Source organism: Atopomonas sediminilitoris, assembly GCF_022601735.1.
Lineage (GTDB): Bacteria > Pseudomonadota > Gammaproteobacteria > Pseudomonadales > Pseudomonadaceae > Atopomonas > Atopomonas sediminilitoris.
This window is the reverse complement of sequence record NZ_JAKUMM010000012.1, coordinates 1-18,124: the sequence shown is the minus strand read 5'-3', so window position 1 is coordinate 18,124 and position 18,124 is coordinate 1. Positions and strand designations below refer to the sequence as shown.

8 protein-coding genes and 3 pseudogenes are annotated in these 18,124 nt (G+C 56.2%); 5 read left to right on the top strand and 6 right to left on the bottom strand.

Features of this window, described 5'->3' with window-relative positions:
- Positions 1 to 135: 135 nt before the first annotated feature.
- Positions 136 to 1,182, bottom strand: coding sequence for a Fic family protein (locus tag MKI83_RS16650; RefSeq protein WP_241588437.1), 1,047 nt, complete (start codon positions 1,180 to 1,182; stop codon positions 136 to 138).
- Positions 1,183 to 1,479: 297 nt separating this feature from the next.
- On the opposite strand from MKI83_RS16650, the pseudogene MKI83_RS16645 reads away from it, so the two are divergent.
- Positions 1,480 to 1,668 (top strand): annotated as a pseudogene (locus tag MKI83_RS16645) (Abi family protein); the annotation flags it as partial.
- Positions 1,669 to 1,811: 143 nt separating this feature from the next.
- Entirely contained in the window at positions 1,812 to 2,852 is a 1,041-nt protein-coding gene (locus MKI83_RS16640) for an IS481 family transposase (RefSeq protein WP_241588435.1), read from the top strand.
- Positions 2,853 to 3,138: 286 nt separating this feature from the next.
- Here MKI83_RS16640 and MKI83_RS16635 read toward each other — a convergent pair whose 3' ends face one another.
- The 5 genes from MKI83_RS16635 to MKI83_RS16610 form a co-directional block, all read right to left on the bottom strand.
- Positions 3,139 to 3,642, bottom strand: coding sequence for a hypothetical protein (locus MKI83_RS16635; protein WP_241588434.1), 504 nt, complete (start codon positions 3,640 to 3,642; stop codon positions 3,139 to 3,141).
- Positions 3,639 to 3,866, bottom strand: coding sequence for a hypothetical protein (locus tag MKI83_RS16630; RefSeq protein ID WP_241588433.1), 228 nt, complete (start codon positions 3,864 to 3,866; stop codon positions 3,639 to 3,641). The genes MKI83_RS16635 and MKI83_RS16630 overlap by 4 nt, the downstream gene beginning before the upstream one ends.
- Positions 3,867 to 4,081: 215 nt before the next feature.
- On the bottom strand, positions 4,082 to 4,315 hold the full coding sequence (locus MKI83_RS16625; protein ID WP_241588432.1) for a hypothetical protein: 234 nt from the start codon (positions 4,313 to 4,315) through the stop codon (positions 4,082 to 4,084).
- Entirely contained in the window at positions 4,312 to 14,541 is a 10,230-nt protein-coding gene (locus MKI83_RS16935; protein ID WP_272493082.1) for a two-partner secretion domain-containing protein, read from the bottom strand. Before MKI83_RS16935 ends, MKI83_RS16625 begins: the two co-directional genes overlap by 4 nt.
- Positions 14,542 to 14,581: 40 nt before the next feature.
- Positions 14,582 to 16,300 carry a ShlB/FhaC/HecB family hemolysin secretion/activation protein gene (locus tag MKI83_RS16610; protein WP_241588431.1) on the bottom strand — a complete coding sequence of 573 codons (1,719 nt, stop codon included), beginning with the start codon at positions 16,298 to 16,300 and terminating at the stop codon, positions 14,582 to 14,584.
- Positions 16,301 to 16,577: 277 nt separating this feature from the next.
- Between MKI83_RS16610 and MKI83_RS16605 the strand changes: the two genes are divergently transcribed.
- From MKI83_RS16605 to MKI83_RS16595, 3 genes and pseudogenes are all read left to right on the top strand, one after another.
- Positions 16,578 to 16,907: a hypothetical protein gene (locus MKI83_RS16605; RefSeq protein WP_241588430.1), complete on the top strand. Its 330-nt coding sequence runs from the start codon at positions 16,578 to 16,580 to the stop codon at positions 16,905 to 16,907.
- A gap of 92 nt (positions 16,908 to 16,999) precedes the next feature.
- A pseudogene (locus MKI83_RS16600) lies at positions 17,000 to 17,281 on the top strand (DUF932 domain-containing protein); the annotation flags it as partial.
- 86 nt (positions 17,282 to 17,367) lie between these two features.
- Positions 17,368 to 18,124: pseudogene (locus MKI83_RS16595) on the top strand (IS3 family transposase); the annotation flags it as partial.

Genomic DNA, 18,124 nt, shown 5'->3' with positions numbered 1-18,124 from the left:
TTTTTGATCGATTCGCCGCTTTCAAAATCTGCAGGGGCTGAAGTCAGCCAGAAATACATGACTACTTCAGACCATCCTTAGCAACACCAGCCTCCTGGCCTTTGACTCTAAGGCAAATGCTCACAGCAACGCGCACTACTGCCTTGTCTGCTCTCCCAGTTCCGTCAGGTAATAACACTGAAGACGGCTATTGGGCTTATCTGGGCGTGTCATTGCAATCAGTCCTGCATCCAGTGCCGGTCGCAAATAACGCTGACGAAAAGATTTGCGATCAGCCAAGCCCAACGCAGCTTGAAGCTGTTCACGACTAACCTCACCAACTACATGCTTGAGAAGCTCAGCGACTTGGGGGGTTACTTGAGGCTCGACTTGGGGGGTAGCTTTTTTAATTGCATCCCGCAGCATGCTCAACATAAAGACAATAAACGGCGCGCTATCGGTTTGCCGGGTACTGTTATTAATAGCCGCGTAGTACTCGGCCTGATGTGCGTGCACCAGACTTTCCACCGGCACATGCGCAAAAAGTGGCTGCCAACGGCTCAATATCAACGTTTGCCACAACCGTCCCATCCGCCCATTACCATCTGCAAAGGGATGAATAAACTCAAACTCGTAGTGAAAAACGCAACTGGCAATCAATGGAGGCTGATCGGTAAGTTCCAGCCACTGCAGCAGCTCGCGCATTAGCTTGTTAACACGATTGGCCGGCGGTGCCATATGCACCACCTGATCACCATTCATTACGCCTACGCCGCCCTTGCGATAATACCCAGCATCGTCAATCAGACCTTTCATCAGCAGCGCATGCGCATTGAGCAGATGCTGCTCGCTTGCTGGGTGCCAAGTCTCTAACTGTTCGTAAACCGCCAGCGCATTCCGCGCCTCCTGCACGTCTTTAGGTGGCGCGATGATGCGCTTACCGTCAAGAATCGCCGTAATTTGCTCTTCGCTGAGCGTATTACCCTCAATCGCCAAAGAGCCCTGCACCGTTCTAATGCGATTGATCCGACGCAAACGCAAAGCGTGTGCATGCTCCGGCTGTGCACTTAGACGGCCGACGCTCTGCGCAATTTCAGTGACCAACGAGAGTATGCTTCCGTTCAGAGTAAAAGGGGGTTGGTACTGAACATGCGCCATTATTTCAATCCGGTTATCCGTAAAAAAAGGTCCAGTGCTGACCATGCCCATTTCTGCCGAGCAGCTGGTTAAGCACCAACCCTAGCCTAAAGGCTTCGCAGTCTAATGTCGCCAAGCCTGCTTTGAAGACACCGGCGGGGTTCTACCCTGTTTCGCAACCGAATCCAAAAAATCTCAGCCACATATCACTGCCCAGACATCAACCCAAGGAGGTTTCTCCCATGTCATTGCAGTGTCCTCGTTGACACTCACCCTGTTAAAGGGGTGGAGTGGTTTATTGATCAACCAGCTTAGCTGATCAAAATTAATTCACTCCGACCCCATTAGTTTTACTGGTATCCATTCCGGGTGTTCCAGCTGGAGCAAGACCCGGCAAGCAACGCCATTCGCTCCGTGCGCACCGATCAGTTCGAAGCCGATACCCAGTTCGGAGATGCCGTCGAGCTGTACCTGTTCGACAAGAAACTACGCCTGCTGGTGATGGACGCGCTGGAGCGTATCCAAAAAAGCAAAAAAGGGGACACCCATTAGCCGGTCTAGCGGATCATATTTCGGTAAGCGGTGTATGGAGATGGTATTCACCTGACAGTTGACCGCTAAGGGAGTGGTCATACGGCCCCGCACCGGCTAACAAGATTGGTACCCCTACCGATCTGTAGCTGGAGATGAACCGCATGACCACCAACGAGAAAGTAGCACGCCGCAAACTGAGCCTGCTTGAGCTTGCCAAAGAGCTGCACAACGTCAGCAAAGCCTGCCAAGTGATGGGCTACAGCCGCCAACAGTTCTACGAAATACGCCGCAACTACCAGACCTATGGCGCATCTGGGCTGCTCGACAAGCTGCCCGGTTGCAAAGGTCCCCATCCCAATCGCTTACCGGCCGACATTGAGCAAGCCATCCTCGACTACTGCATGGATTTCCCCACGCACGGCGCGCTAAGGGTCGCGCAGGAGCTGGCGCTTCGCGGCATTACCGTTAGCTCCGGCGGTGTGCGGGGCGTCTGGAGTCGTCACAACTTACTGTCGAAACATGACCGCCTGCTGCGCTTAGAAATCAGTCAGCGTGAACGTGACATTGAGCTATCCGATGAGCAGATTCGCCTGCTGGAACGCTTCAGTCCAGAGTTCCGCGAGCGGCAGATCGAAGTGCACTACACCGGAGAGTTGGTGGCTGTGGACACCTTCTTCGTCGGGCATCTGAAAGGTGTCGGCAAGGTTTATCTACAAAGCGTCTTGGACTGCTATAGCCGCTATGCCTGGGGCCGCCTCTACACCAGCAAACTGCCCGTGACGGCAGTGCATGCACTGAACGAGTCGGTGCTGCCGTTCTTCGAGGAGCAAAGCGCGCAGATCGATACCATCCTCTCGGATAACGGTCGAGAGTTCTGCGGCCGTCCTGATCACCATCCGTATGAGCTGTTCCTGCAACTGGAGGGCATCGAGCATCGGACCACCCGAGTTCGTCGCCCGCAAAGCAATGGCTTTATCGAACGTCTACATCGCACCTTGCTGGATGAACACTTCCGCGTGAAGGGGCGTACCACGTGGTACGAGAGCGTCGAGCAGATGCAAACCGACCTCGACGAATACCTGCGCTACTACAACCAAGAGCGAGCTCATCAAGGCCGAATGATGGAAGGCAGAACACCGCTCACGATGTTCTTGGAAGGGCTGGCCAAGCGGCCAAAAACAGACGATTCTGAGGCGGCATAAAACAACACCGGCGCGGGGCCGGTGTCAGGTGAATACTGTATCTGTACACCCACCCTTGGCATAAAAACCTCCTTCCATTGAGGCCTTCAGCTTAGTCCAGCAACCAACTGGCAAAAATAAATCTGTCCCCTTTTTCCGCATCGTAGGGTCAAATGACCCGCCCTACAGGGCTTAGTCCAGCAACCAACTGGCAAAAATAAATCTGTCCCCTTTTTTGCGGATAAAACAACACCGGCGCGAGGCCGGTGTTGGGGGAATATCGCCACTGTACAACCAGCGCGATGTTTCAACGAAGCCAAAACGGCAAATCACTCAAGCCAAGTGCATCGTATTCATTTAAAGGCCTTTTCTTCTCGACAATTAAAGCAGGCATATCAGAAACGAGCACTCTGACCGGCTGATAAATCCCAAATTCGTCCAAGAATGAAACAGCCGAATCCTTCGCCTTTGAAAACAGGTCAAAATACCTAGAAAAAATAGTTCCGAGGGTATCCTGTCTTGAGTCCAGCCATGTTTTATCACGGTCAGCCTGCAAGCTCTCATCCCACTCAACAGAAGCGCTTGGCATCATGGAAAATATGCTTCTCGCCCTCTCCATCAGTGCGAAAGAGCGCTCCAGTTCATCTCGCCGCAAATAGCGCCTATAGAGTCGATCTGTTAGCAAACTCCAATCTTGATCTGGATATTGACTTACAACAAAGGAATTGAGGCACTCAAAGAACAACACAACATCCGACACCGGACCTAATTCGTATACCGTGTGGCCGCCATCAAACCCAATCTTCCTCATTCAGATTTAAACCTTATATCAGTAGGGGTAAGTGCACCTTTTGATTTCTGCACAACGCCTTTAATTACTGCGTTTTTCTGTGCATCGGTGACAACTTGACCACGAATATCAATAACCACTTGCTGCTGCATACCTTGAGGCAGATTCTCCGCACGCTGCAGCGCTTGTTTTGAGACATTATTGATCAGCCCTTGTTGGTTGGTAGCGATTTTGTAGTTTTTCACCTCAACACTACACACGCTGCCAATGCACCAATCTGGGCGCACGCTACCTGCCGTACCGTAGGGAACCTCTTGACCATTTTTGTAGCTGACTTGAGGGCGGGCACCTGAGCCAAGCTCAGTCCCTACATCAATCTCGGACTGTTTGGGCGTAGGCCTGACAGCCCCCCCTGAAGACGCAACATTATCTACCGCCCCACCTGTTCCTTTTGGACCATCTACATAGCTTTGATTTCAGCGATAGTTTCTAAAAATTCAGCCTCAGTCATTTCAAACTCAGGCCCTTCGTCCATTGCCATCAGAGCCAGCAGTTTACGATCCATAGCTTCAGATATCTCAAGACCATGATCTTGATAAATCCTGAAAGCAGCTTTTGATATTTTAGAAATATCATAGCCACCAATAACTTCTTTCTCGAGTTCGGCAGCCATCTCTTTCGCTGAATACGTCATTTCCAGCTCTCCAATTCCGCTCCAGTTGGAGGGTAATGCTGAGCACTCACTGGCTGCCCATTAATACTTTTTGGGTGAACGCGAATCACAGTCCCAGACTGATCATAACTTTCCATCCACTGCCTGGTTTGACCAGTTTGAGGGTTATGCTCTGTCACAAATGATGCGCCGCGCGTAGCACCTTCAGTTCGAGCAGGTACTTCCTGCGTGTAATAGCGCACACGTCCATCCGGTAAAGTTTTTGTAACAGCCGCAGTCTGCTGAGCTTTTTGCAATCCAGAGAGCTTCGCCCTTAGAGCGGCTTGGGCATTAACACTTGTTGCCTCACCTGCAACAGTTACTGTCTCTTTTGCACCAACAGCTTTAGCACTCTTAAAGTAATCTACAGCCCTCTGTACCGAAGCAGAGCCTACTGCCACCACACTGCCTGGCGCCCGCCCCGGCAAGCGTCCCATGCCGGCGGCCATGCTTAGCATAGACAGTACTGGCTCAAACTCCCCTGCTACAAAGCTAGCTCTCTCATAAGCATCGAAAGCCCTTTCCATCAATGTCAGCTTTTGCGTTTCACAAAAACTGGTTGTGCAATTTAACTTGGTTAAAACGTCTAAACCAGCAGCAATATCCCCCATCTTCCAGCGAGCAAAGGCAACACCACCAACTTTTAATGCCCCGTCCAGATTCTCAAGGCTGATTTCATCATAGCCCCCTTGCTTCCATGCCACTCGGCAGTCAGCTTCACTCTTGCAGATTTCCATTTCCTTAGCGAAATCACGAGCATCTGAGTGATCTAGGTAGTTGTAACTCGTCGCCGTTGAAGCCACCCAACTCCCCGTCTGCAGCGCCTTCTCATCCCCGCCTTGCGCTGCGGCGGTCAACACCCCGATCACCTGCGAGTTCATCACCAACAGGCTTTTCTTATCCTCAACCCCAAGCTTCTCGTACTGTGCCGACAAAGCACCTACTAATGCCTCATTGACACCGGCTGCCAGTGCACCCGTTTTGAAGTCGCCGCCTGCGGCCTCTGCCGCCAAGCCGCCCATAACAGCATGCAAGCCAATTTTGCCAAGGCTGCCGTCTTTAATATCCCACTCGCCCGGTGCCGTTTGGTCGCCCACCCAGTTAAAGCCAGCCGCAGCAAAGGTGTTGGCAAGACTGCTACGCAAAGCATCACTGAGCGTGCTGTCACCACCCAACGCCCGATCAAGCACGGTTGATGTGCCGTTTTGCAGAAGTTGATTGCCCGCAAAGCGACCAACGCCTTCTAAACTCGACAAGCCGCCTGCGGGCACTGTTTTGCCGCTATTGGCTACCGCTGGGTTGCCCTGGGTGCTCGTCGTGCCGGTTAACTCGTTGAACACCCCTGTGGTTAAACCCGCCGTAACGCCCGATACCACGTAACCGCGCATTGCCTCTTTCGAGGTGACATCCTTAAGGACCGCTCCTAAGTTGCCACGGTTGTTAATAGTACTAACCGCCGCATTGCCCGCCATGCCGGTTAAGCCGGCTGTCACCGCAGCATTAGCCCAGCCAATACCGGTGAGCGAAGCACCTGTGCCTGCTGCCCAAGCACCACTCGCAGCGGTGGCAGCTGTAGAGGCGCCAGCTGTGGTTGCAGTACTCGCCACCAACCCACTCGCAGCCCCCGCCGTCAAGTAAGCAACGATAATGGCAATAATCATCATCGCCGGCCCACCCAACCCCGAATGGCTGTACTTATACGAGTCGTGAATCTCTTTGACCCGGCGCCAGTCCACGTCGCCGCGTTGTTGCATGTCTTTGAGCCAAGCCAGATCGGGGTCGGCGCTGACCATGGCGTTGATGGTTTGGCTAACGGTTTGCTGGTTAACCTCTTTGATGTCGATCTGCAGGCCTTCGACGGCCTGAATCACGATGTCGCCTTGGGCAACAAGCTGGCTCTGGCGCAGGGTTTCGTCGGTGTTGCCCTTGCCCTTCATCGAGTTCCAGGCCCAGCTGCTCTTGCTCTTTTCGTGGCTCTCTTGTTCGAGGTCTTTGACCCCTTCGAAGGTGATCGCACCGCCGCTTTGCAGGGTGAGGTCGTTGCCACTTTCTAAGCGCGCGGCTTGGTAGGTTTGGTCGCCTTCGCTGACCAAGGTCAGGTCGCCGCCGGTGATGATTTGGCTGCCGACGTTGGTGACTTTGGTGACTTCGTCGCGCTGACTCTTTTTGCTGCCCCACGAGCCTTTTTTCTTCATGTCGTAGAGGCTGTAGGACGAGTCTTGCCCGGCCAGCAGAGCGAGCTCGCCACCGGCGTAGAGGTAGGCTTCGTCATCAGCTTTAAGCTGGCTGGCAACTAGGGCCATATCGCCTTTAGCGCTCATTAACAGATCGCCACCGGCGCTCAATTCGGCCCCCTGTTGTGTCACTTGACTGCGCTCGATATCAACCCGCTTACCACCGCCACGACGATGGTACTCGTCGTGGCTTTCGTTGGCAGCGGAGCTAATCAACACATCACCGCCGGCTGCTAAGCTCAGGTCCTGGGTGGCGTTTACCCGGCTTGCGATCACAGCCAGATCGCGCTCAGCCGAGAGAGCCACATCACGTCCTGCGCTAACCTCAGAGGCATACTGCGTCACCCGTTCGATCCGACTACTGCTCTTGCGTGCCTGACGCGCGGTTAAGTCGTGCTCACGAGCAGAAACGATCATGAGATCGCGACCAGCCTCAAGGTTGATATCGCGTCCGGCCTGTAAGACCCCGCCTATGTTTTGGAGATCGCGACCAGCAGCCAGTGTCAGGTCATTCGCCGCTTCGATACGAGCTGCGTTGTCGACAAAATCTCCACGATGGGTATAGCCCCTTTGTGCAGCTTCATGGGTAGTTACACTGCGCTCGTTAAGAATGTCGCCAGTCAACGCAATGGCGCTAACATCACGCCCTGCAATGATGCCGCCGCGATTGTTGTGAATGCTGTCCGTGGCCAGCAAAGACAAGCGCTCATTGGCCTGCATCAGCCCGGCGTTATTGATATTGCCTGCACTGATATCTAGGTTGCGGCTAGCCCGCAAAGTGCCTTGATTGTTCAGCTCGCCACCGGAGACCAACTTAACATCGCGCCCTTGGATGAGAGCACCATTGGGCGCCAGTCGCCCTTCTGCTTGCGCCAAATAAAGCACAGGTACTAAGACTTTCTCACCGTTGACTTCGTACTCTTCAAGCCAAACGATGTCGTGCGTCAGAGCGGCAACCTGCTCTGCCGTGAGGGTGACGCCTACTGCCAGCTGGAGCGCTTGTTTACTGGCGATGGCATTGTCCATCAGGTGGCGAAACATGGCCTCGTCACTGGTCAAACCTGCGAGGAAGCGCTGACCGGTGCGGGCAACAATGGCTTCACGAATCAGACGCTGCTCGTAAAGGCCGTCGCCTAGACGCTTCTGAGCGTTATCCGGGGTATAGCCGAGATGGCCGAGCATGTAGTCGGAGCCAAGGAATTGCTTAAGGTTGGTTAGCTCCGGATTGGTTTCGATCAGATAGCGATGACTGCGACTGGGCTGCTGACTGCTGGGCAGCCCCTGGACAGTGGGTAATAGGATTGATGCAGTATCGAAAGGAGCGCTCCCAGGGCTGATTCCATCTTGTAGCTGCCATGTTCTGCCCACAGCGATTGCTGAGCCCTGCGCGACGGGGCCTGCACCAACTGTCACAGCACTGAACGACAGAGTATTGCCGTTTGTGGCTGCTTGCGTATTGCTGGCTGAAACGCCTTGAGCGGCTTGCGCATTAAGGCGGAATAAGCCGTTCTGGCCTTGGGGCAAGCTAAAGCTGGGCAGACTCAACGGATTGACTTGCTGTTGGCGCAGGTCCGGTGGCAACTGCGCATTAAGGCTAATTGAGGTGCTGAGCCCTGAACCGTCAACCTTGCTATTGCCAACCTTCTGACCACCAGAAATATAGGTATAGGAGGGACGCACAACGCGGATATCGAAGTTGTTCTGGGTGCTGATATCGACGGTGCCTGCCGCTTGGATAATTGCCGCGTAACGCTGGTCACCGGCAGCTAACGTTTGTATCCGGCCAAACTGAGGGAGCTCAGTTTCAGTACTGGCGATAAAACGGCTCATATCAGCCGCCAAGCCGCCTAAGTTATTGGGGTTATAACCGCTGCTCTGATGCCAGTACTTACGGGTAAAGTCACTAGACGCGCTGAACCAGTAGCTTGGATTTCTGGTACGGGGGGTGCGAAACACACGAACGGTCTCGGTCTCACCTGTCTCAATGCCGCTGTTAGTGAGACTCGTGAGCCTACCCTGCAAGCTACCGCCAGTGGCAATGGTACTGCTCTGATTGAGCAGGGTGCCGCCTGTAAGACTTAGGTCTCCGCCAGCGGTAATACTGGATGCACTGCTCGCCTCAGTGACTTCGAGCTTGTCGCGCTGAAGAATCTCCCAGATGCGGTTCCTCTTTCCCCCTTTACAATCACCTGCATTGACACCTTCTATACATGCAACTTCGTAAATCTTAGCCGTATAGATGCCTTGATTATTTGTATTAAGCAGCGTTCGAACGTTCTGAATCGTGCTTGCAGCTAGACGTATGCTGCCGTCGCTCTGGAGCGAAGCGGAGCTGTTAATAATGCTGTTGGCCAAGCCACCTTGACCATCACGATCAATACTCAAGTCACCTAAGCTGAAGACATCCGCATAACGGTTAGTGAAATCATTTACATGCAACGCCATATCCGAGCCGCTGAAAACCAAGCTGCGCTCATTGAGCAGCGTTGGGGCATGCAAACTTAGCTTCTGCGCGCTACCAAGCGTGCCGTAGTTATGAAGCGTGCTCGCAATAACCTTGAGATCGCCTGCCGAGGTCACTTTTCCTTGGTTGTTCAGTAAACCATTGGCACTAACCAACGTCTGATCACCACCTGCAATACGCGCACTGCTGCTGAGATCGACACTGGCCGCTTTCAGGCTCAGGTCGCCAAGGCTAGTGAGCTGGCCGTTGCCGCTGTAAGCACCGGTCAGGTTCAGATCAAGGATGCCGTCACTGGCCAACAGGCCGTGGTTAATCCAAGTACCACCGGTGCCGGTCAGTGACTGCCCCACCAGCAGCTGGCCACTGGCAGTCTGGGTGAAGTTTCCGATATTCAGCACCAGCCGGCCTGCTTGCAGCACGCCGCTGTTAGTCCAGCTATCGGCACTGAGACTGAGCAAACCATTGGTACCAAGATCACCGCCAGCGCCCATCACCTGTGCAGCGCTGAGACCGAAGCTGCCGCTGCCAGTGTGCAAAATGCGGCCGCCACTGCTCTGCAGGCTCGCGACATTCAGCGCCAAGTCAGCGTTGGCGGTTTCAATAGTGCCGTTGCGATTATCTAGAAAGCCGCCGTCGATCTGGGTGATGCCGCTGGCACCCAGTGCACGTAGGCGGCCATGCTGGTTGTCGATGCTACCGGCATTGAGGCTCAAGTCACTGCTGCTTTCCAGAATGCCGAAGCTGTTGCGTAAAGCGCCGGCCAAGCCAAAATCAATGCGCTGAGCAGCCACCTTGCCGCCCTGCCCTTGAGCAGCACCTTGGTTGTTGAAGTCACCTGCGATCACCTGCAGCGATTGCTGAGCATAGAGACCGCCGCCTTGATTGTTGAGCGAAGCAGCGCCGAGATCAATCGTAGTGTCACCAACCAAGGCAGAAAGATGACCGCCACGGTTATTGAGACCCTTGGCGTTGACCGTCAGGGCTTGCGCCTGGGTGGTGCCGGTATCGTTGTCGAACAACCCACGGCTCACCACTTTCAGCCAACCCTTGAGGCTACTAAGCACACCGCCGCTGTTGTCCACGCTGCTGGACTTTTGCAGGTCGACATTGCCGCTCAGACTCTCGATACGACCACTCTGATTGACTAGTTCGTCACCCAGGTTAACCGTCAGATTGTGCTGAGCACTCAACGTACCGCTGTTGTTACTCAGGCTCTGTGCACGCAGGTCAATGGCACCCAACTGGCTGTGAATTAAGCCGTCGGCGCTGTTAATCAAGGCACCATCCACGCCTATATTTAAGGCGTTGCGCGCAGCTAGGGTGCCGCCTGAGGAGTTATTAAGGCTAGTCGCAGTCAGTTGCAGCAAACTCTGACTGATGAGGCTGCCGCCTTGGTTATCAATGGTCTTGGCCTTCAGCACTAAAGGGCCAGCACTGGCCAGTTTGGCCTTCTGCCTATTGAGCAAGTCACCAACCAACGTGAGCGCAAATGCGGCATTACTAGACAACTGGCCTGCACTGTTGTCTAGGCTGGCTGCGGTTATGGAGGCAGCGTTCTCGCTACCGATTTGCCCTGCGCGGTTGTCCACTGCACCAGCCTTGGCGGTGAGTGCACTCTGGCTATCGATCAGGCCAGCGGAGTTATTGAGTGTGCCGGTTAGGGTTATGCCAAGGTCACCAGCGCTGGAGAGGATACCCTTGGTGCTATTGTTCAGGCTGGCCGCATCGACCGTCAGCTTGCCCTGACTGACCAGCGCGCCCTCGCCGCTGTTGTTCAGTGCGCCACTCAGTTCAACCTTGAGGTTACCGTCACGACTGGACAGGGTGCCCAAGCCGCTGTTGTCTAGGCTGCCACCTTTAACTTTCAGCCCTTGCCAGCCAGAAATCAGCCCGCCGCCCGAGTTACGCAGCTTACCGCTGCCCACATCGAGGTCGAGACTACCAGCGCTGATCAGCTTGCCTTGGTCGCCATTGTCGACTTCTTTGGCCAGCAAGCTATAGCCCTGACTGCTAGAGAGTTCGCCGCCGCGGTTATCTAACTTGGCGAGGTTTTCTAGGGTTAGCGGGCCCTTGGCGCTGAGCAGGCCGCCTTGGTTATCGAGATCGCCGCCTTGCAGGTCGATGCGTACACCGGCTTCGCCAATCAGGCGGCCCTGCTTTTGAATCAGGCGGGCGATGGTCAGACGCAGATCACCTTTAGCTGACAGCTCACCGGCATTGCTGGAATCCAGGCTGGCGGCGTTAATGGTCAAGTCAGCTGCGCTGGTGATCAGGCCTTGATCACGGTTATTCACCGCAGCGGCGCTTAAGGTTTGCGCTTGCTGGCTGCTAATAACCCCACCACGATTATCGAGGTCGGCGGTAGTGGCCGTCAGCGTGGCCTGACTGGCCAAGGTGCCGCCCTGATTGTTCGCCGCGCCAGTGGTAAGTTGCAGAACGCCATTGCTGGCCAGCAACCCTTGCTGTGAGTTATCCACCGAGCCACTGACAACGGTCAGTGCCTGACCGGCTGAAATCAAGCCTTGGTCATGGTTGTTGAGTTTGCCGCCGAGGGTGACACTCAGGTCGCCCTTGCTGACCAGCACGCCGGCGCCAGAGTTATCTAGACTGTTCGCCACGACCTTAAGCTTGGCAGCAGACAGCGCTCCTTTAAGGTTGTTCAGCAGCTTCTCGGTGACCTGCAACTGCAGTTCCTGCCCGCTGATGATGCGGCCACCACTGTTGTCTAGCTGAGTAGTTTTAAGCAGGAAGCTCTGCGCGCTAGAAATCTCGCCGCCAGCGCTATTGTCGACCCGGCCGAGATTGCTAAGAAGCAGTGCACCGGGCGTGGCGAGCAAGCCCTTGTCACGGTTATTAAGAACGCCGCCTTGTAGGTCGAGATTCAGTGTTGCTGCGCTGCTCAGCGTACCAGCAGTGTGTTGATCGAGGCCCGCGGCGGTAACCTGCGCTTGCCCCTGCGACTGGATAGCGCCCCGCGTATGGTTATTGATTTGGCCTGCGGTGACTTGCAAGCCTGCGCCGCTAGTGATGAGCCCCTCAGTGTGGTTGTTCAGCTCGCCGGTACCGATAGACAGCGCCTGCTTAGCGCTAATAGTGCCGCCCTTGCTGTTGTCCAGGCTGGTGTTGGTGACGGTTAGCTGGCCGTCGCTGACCAGCTTGCCGCCTTGGTTGTTCAGGGCTGCGCGGTTAAGTATCAAATTGCCGGCAGCAGACAGCAAACCTGTCGCGCTGTTGTCTAAGCTGGCCGCATTCACTGCTAGGTTGCCGCCGCTAACCAGCGCACCCCCAGCTTGGTTGTGCAAAGCCCCAGTCAATTCAATGCTGAGCGCTTCGCGGCTACTCAGCGTCCCATCATTTGAGTTATCAAGACTTTCACCGCTCATCACAAGGCGATCGCGGCCGGAGAGCATGCCTTTGGCGTGATTAAGCAGGCGCTGCACCGTGAGTAGCAGCCCTTGGTCGCCAACAATCAAGCCACCATTACTGTTATCCAGCAGCGCGGCCGGTTGCCCCACAGAGGATTGAACAAGCAGGTTGGCTTGCCCTTGGGTGGAGATTTCTCCACCACTGTTGAGCAGCGACTGACTGACGTTAACGTCCACGCCCTGTGTGGCAGCAATCAGACCACCATTACGGTTATCCACTTGATCAGCCGCGATAGTCAGTCGCCGCTGGCTGAGCAATTCACCGCCTTGTTGGCTCAGGCTACCGGCACGAACCGTAACGTCACCCTTAGCGGCCAGCTGACCACCGCTGCCGTTGCGCAGCTCGCCAGCGACGAGCTTGAGTTGGCCGTCGGTAAGCACACTGCCCGAACCACGGTTATCCAGCACATCGGCCACTTCGATGAAGGCATCAGTCTTACCGCTAACGGCACCACCACGGTTATCTAGGCTTTTGCCGGCAAGCTCTAGGCGTTGCGTAGCGACTATGCTGCCACCCTGGTTATCCACAGCAGCGTCACGCACAGTTAGGCTGCCTCTACTGCTCAGCGTGCCTTCGGCGCGGTTATCCAAGGCTTTGGTGGTCACTCGCAGAGAAGAATCGGCAGTGATGAGGCCCGCGCGGTTGTCGATCTTTTCTCCAGCAACGACAATGGCTGCAGCCTCGCTGGATATTTCCCCACCCTGATTGTTCAGCGCAGTACGGGCATTGATTTTCAACTCTTGAGCGCTGGCGATTAGACCAGCGCGGTTGTCTAGCTCAGCGGTCTCGACGGCAACGTTGCCAGTGGATAGCACTAAGCCCTCGTCACTGTTGTTAACCGTTGAAGCAGTGATGCGGGTATTCGCCTTGCTGCTGAGGGCGCCTGCACGGTTATCCAGCACGCGGTTAACGGTAACGCCGAGATCACGACTAGCCAGTACCTTGCCGTCGTTGCGCAAGCTGTCACCACTAAGCTGCACGTCACCAACCTGATTGCGTGTGTTATCGCCATTCACGCCGGCTTCGATAAGCCCTTGGTTAATCAGTTGCCCGCCCGTTAGATCGATGCGTTCGCGCGCCGCAAGACTCTTACCCTGAACCAAGCTCAGCGTCTGCGCGGCCTGGGCATCGACACTGCGCCCGGCATAAGCCTTACCGTCCAGATTAATGTCCTGCGCCTTGAGTTTAATGTCACGATTGGCGGCCACTTGCGAAAGACGCAACTGCCCTTTCGCATCAATCTGGATATCACCCGCACTGGCCGCCATATCACCGGCCAATTTGACCCCCACGCCGGCCTCGGTGCCGACTAAGCGGATGGCCCCGGCGTACATACCGCCCAGCGCCGAGCTGTCGATGGCCAAGGCGGGGGCGTTGCCGTCGCTGGCTTTTTGTATGGCTTGCAAGCTGTTGGCATCAACCCGATTGCGCCCGGCGATGATGTTGAGCTGCTGAGCGTGGATATCGGCGTTGATTTCGGCGCTGCGGGTGATCAGGTCGAACTGGCTGACATTGCTGGCGTTAAGCCCGGCGCCTTGCACGGCGATGCTGCCGCCATCGACGTCATAGCCGGTCAGGCGGCCCGCTTCGATCTGCGGTTTGCCGGTGCTTAAGGTGACGCGCGGGGTGTTGATAAAACCGCAGCCATCACAGGCAATGCCGTGCGGGTTGGCGATGACCACCGCAGCCGACTTACCCGCCACTTCGGTATAGCCCTTGAGCTGGCTGGGGTTGCCGCCGTTGACCTCGTTAAGAATCAGGTTGGCGGCGTTGCCTTTGAGGTTGGGGTTGCCCAGCACATAGCCACCAAGCTGGGTGCTTTGCAGCTTGTCGGTGGCGTTGTTGAGGATCAGCCCTTGGCTGCCCACGTTGAACTCGCCAAAGCGGTTGTGCGACAGGCCGTTGCCGTTGGGGGTGGCAATATTGACCAGCGGCACGCCGTTGCCGGCGTTGCCGAGCGCGGTGTTACCACCGGCACTGTTATCGACGGTGATCTCTGCGGCAACAGACACCAGCGGGTCGAAGGTCATGACAACGATCAGCAAACGAGCGATGGCGCGGTTGATCGGGCTGTAGGCGTCCATGGGCGTGTCCTTGCCTTGCGGCTATCTCAAGGGCGAAAAATCAGAAAAATAAATCGAGGCGGAAATACAGCGGATGCTCCTGACGCTCGATGGCGTCGGGGCGCTCCAGCGAGCGGGCGAAGCTCACGCTGGCGGCCACATGCTGGCCACGGGCAGACAGTTCGATGGCATTACCGCTGAGACGGCCGCGCTGCTCGGGGTTGTAGCGCCCACCGTGGATAACCCCCACGTCGTAGGCGAACCCTAGGCTCAGCTCGCTAAACACCGGCTGCAGCGGCGCCCAAGTCACCGGGCGGCGCCAGCGCAGTTGATTGCGCCAATACGCGCCGCTATCGCCGGACAGCGATTGCTCTTTAAAGCCACGCACCGAGCTTTGCCCGCCCACGCTTAAACGCTGCGGACTGAACAGCACGTCTTCGCTGCGCTGGCCGCTGGCTAGGCTGTCGAAGCTGAACGACTCGCCCCACAGGCTGAACGGCTGCAAATAGCTGAGCGTGAGGGTGTACTTGTTGTAACGCGCCACCGGCTGCCCGCCGCGCGGGTTGCCACTCTCTTGCGCATCGAACCAGCCCACACCGCGCTGCCAACCGGCATCCAAGTTGACGAACGCAGAGCCGACTCGGCGGCCGTGGTTAAGCCCCAGCTGCGCTTCGCTTAAGCGCTGGCTGGACACATCGATTAAGGACTCTTCGAGGTAATTGCGAGTACGCAGATGACTAGCGCCCAGAGTCAGCGAGGTCTTGCTGACGTTATCGCGGTGCAACAGGCGCTCGGCGCTTAGCTGGTGCGTTTTGCTGTCGCCATCGAGCATAAAGGCGAAGCCGTTGGCCTCATTTTGCGTGCGGTAGTAACTCTGGCTGTAGCTGTACGAGAAGGTCCACCAGCCGTAGGGCAGGCTGTAGTAGAGGCTCTCGTTGTGCGAATGACGGAAGCTGTCGCTGACCACATCGTGGCCTAGGCGCAGGCTGAGCTGATCGGCCAAGCCCAGTGGGCTGTCCCAATCTAAGCCGGCGCCCATTTGCTGCTCGCCGGTGCTCAGCTGACCATCGTTATGCCGCGCCAGCGACACACGCCAAGGCTTGCTCGGCGTACCTTTGACCTGCACCCGGCTACCGCCAACCTGTTCACCGGGCACCAGCTCAAGCTGCGCGGCGCGCGAAGGCAGGCGGCCCAGCTGGTCGATCATTTGTTCCAGCTCGCGCAGGTTGAGCACGCTGCCGATTTCGCCGGGGAAGGTCATCGCCAGTTCACGAGCACTGGGGTGATCCTCGGGACTGAGCAGGCCTTCGATACGCCCTTCCACCACCTGCACTTGCAGGGTGCCGTCGTTCAAGTCTTGCTGCGGCAAGTAGGCGCGCGTGGTCACGTAGCCGGCATCCAAATAAATCTGGGTGACGGCTTTAAGCAGCTCGTTAAGGTCATTGGCGCTCAGGCAGCGGCCTTGCCAAGGCTCGACCAAGCGCGCTTGCTGGGTGGCGCTCAGTAGCGTGGCGCCGAGCAGCTCGACGCGTTGAATGGTCATGCACGGCGCGTCGGGGTCGACCGCCGGTTGCGCGGGCTGTGCCGCGTTACCGGGCAGCTGCTGCAACTCTTGCAGACGTTTTTGCTGCTCATCGAGCAAACGCTGCTGACGTTCGCGCTGTAAATCGCGATCACCGGGCAGGGTTTGCGTGCCCGGCTGCGCCGCCAAAGCGGACGCACTCAACAGGCAGGCGAGCAGAAAGACAGGCGCACGGGCGCGTGACGGGACAACAACCATTCCTTGGCACTCCAAGAATTCCATACCAGACACCGATTCACTCGGGGCCTAAACAAAAGCGGCGAAATTCTGCTCAGATGGCGTGACGAGATAAAGCAAAAACGCCAAAAAACTCACACTTTGTGATGCTGCGCAAAAAGTTGCGCCATTAACTTGACCAGCATGATTGTCATCAAGGCAGCTACAAATAGCGCGTGTTGTCGCGACTCTTTCATGCCATTCAAAAAAATCTCAGCCACATATCACTGCCCTGACATCACCCCAAGGAGGTTTTCTTATGTCATTGCAATGTCCGCGTTGCCACTCACCCAAAGTTGCTTCTTTCCATCACGCCATGAAGGTTGGCGCGGCCGTTGGCACCGTTGGTGGTGCTGCGCGTGGCGTTAGCGCTGCGCTGGCGGGCGGTAAGGCCGGTGCGACTATTGGTGCGATCGCCGGCCCTATTGGCGTCACGCTGGGCTCGCTGTCGGGCGCCATTCTCGGTGGTTTAGCCGGTGGCGTTGGCGGTTGTGCGCTGGGCGCACAGCTCGGTGAATCGCTCGACCGCCACGTGCTCGCAAACAATCTCTGCCTGATTTGCGGCAACCGCTTCAACTTGCCGACCTGATCGGCGCTTCTCACTTATTCACTTCATTCATTTGCCGGTGCTGCGCTTAACGCAGCGCTGTATGCCGGCGTGCACCTTAAGGAATTACTCTCATGGCACATCTTGTCGAAACCATGGCCTACGCTGGCGCTACCCCTTGGCACGGCTTGGGCAATCAACTCACTCGCAAACAGCCGATCGAAATCTGGCAGCGTGAAGCCGGTATGGATTGGCAGATCCTCGAAAGCCCTGTGCATTTTAAGGCTGATGCCGTCGGGCACTTGGGCAGCATTCATTCCTTTGCTGAGCAGAAGGTGCTTTACCGCTCGGATACCAAAGCCCCGCTGTCGGTGGTCTCGCAGCGCTATCACACGGTGCAGCCGCGTGATGATCTTGCCCAGCTTTAGTGGACACGCTGTTAATGATCTTGCCCCGTTCCAGTGGACACCTCGTTAAGCGATAAACTGCAACGAGGTCCACCATGACAAAGCAATCGACAAAAACGAAGAAGCCCCACACCCGTCACTCACAAGCCTACAAGGATGAGGCGCTAGCCTTGGCTGCCCGCATCGGCGTCAGTAAAGCCGCCTCACAGCTGGGGCTGCATGCCTCGCAGCTCTATGGCTGGAGAACCAAGCAACAGCACACCCTCAACAGTACTGACCGCGAGCAGTCGCTGGCCGAGGAAAACGCTCGACTCAAACGCCAGATCGCTGAACAAGCCGAAGAGCTGGCCATCGTAAAAAAGGCCGCGGCGTACTTTGCCAAGAGCCTCAAGTGAAGTACGCCTTTATGCGCAACAACGCGGCCTCTTTTAGCGTGAAAGCCATGCGCTGCGTGATGGGCGTAGCGCGTAGCGGCTATTACGCATGGCACTTGGGCAAGCCTTCAGCACGTCAGCAACAACGGGCCGCTCTGGATGATTGCGTAGCCAAGGCTTTTAGCGCGCGCAAAGGTCGTAGCGGATCGCCACGGCTCTATCTCGACGTAAGAGCTGGTGGCTGGCCGTGCAATCGTAAGAACGTCGCTGCTTCAATGCGGCGTCAGGGCTTACGTGCCAAAGCGGCCAAGAAATTCAAGGCCACCACAAATTCGAACCACTCCCTGCCAGTGGCGGACAACCTGCTCAAGCAGAACTTCCATGCCGCTCAGCCGAATCAGAAATGGGTCGGCGATATCACCTACCTGCATACCGATGAAGGCTGGCTGTATCTGGCCGTCATGATCGACCTGTACTC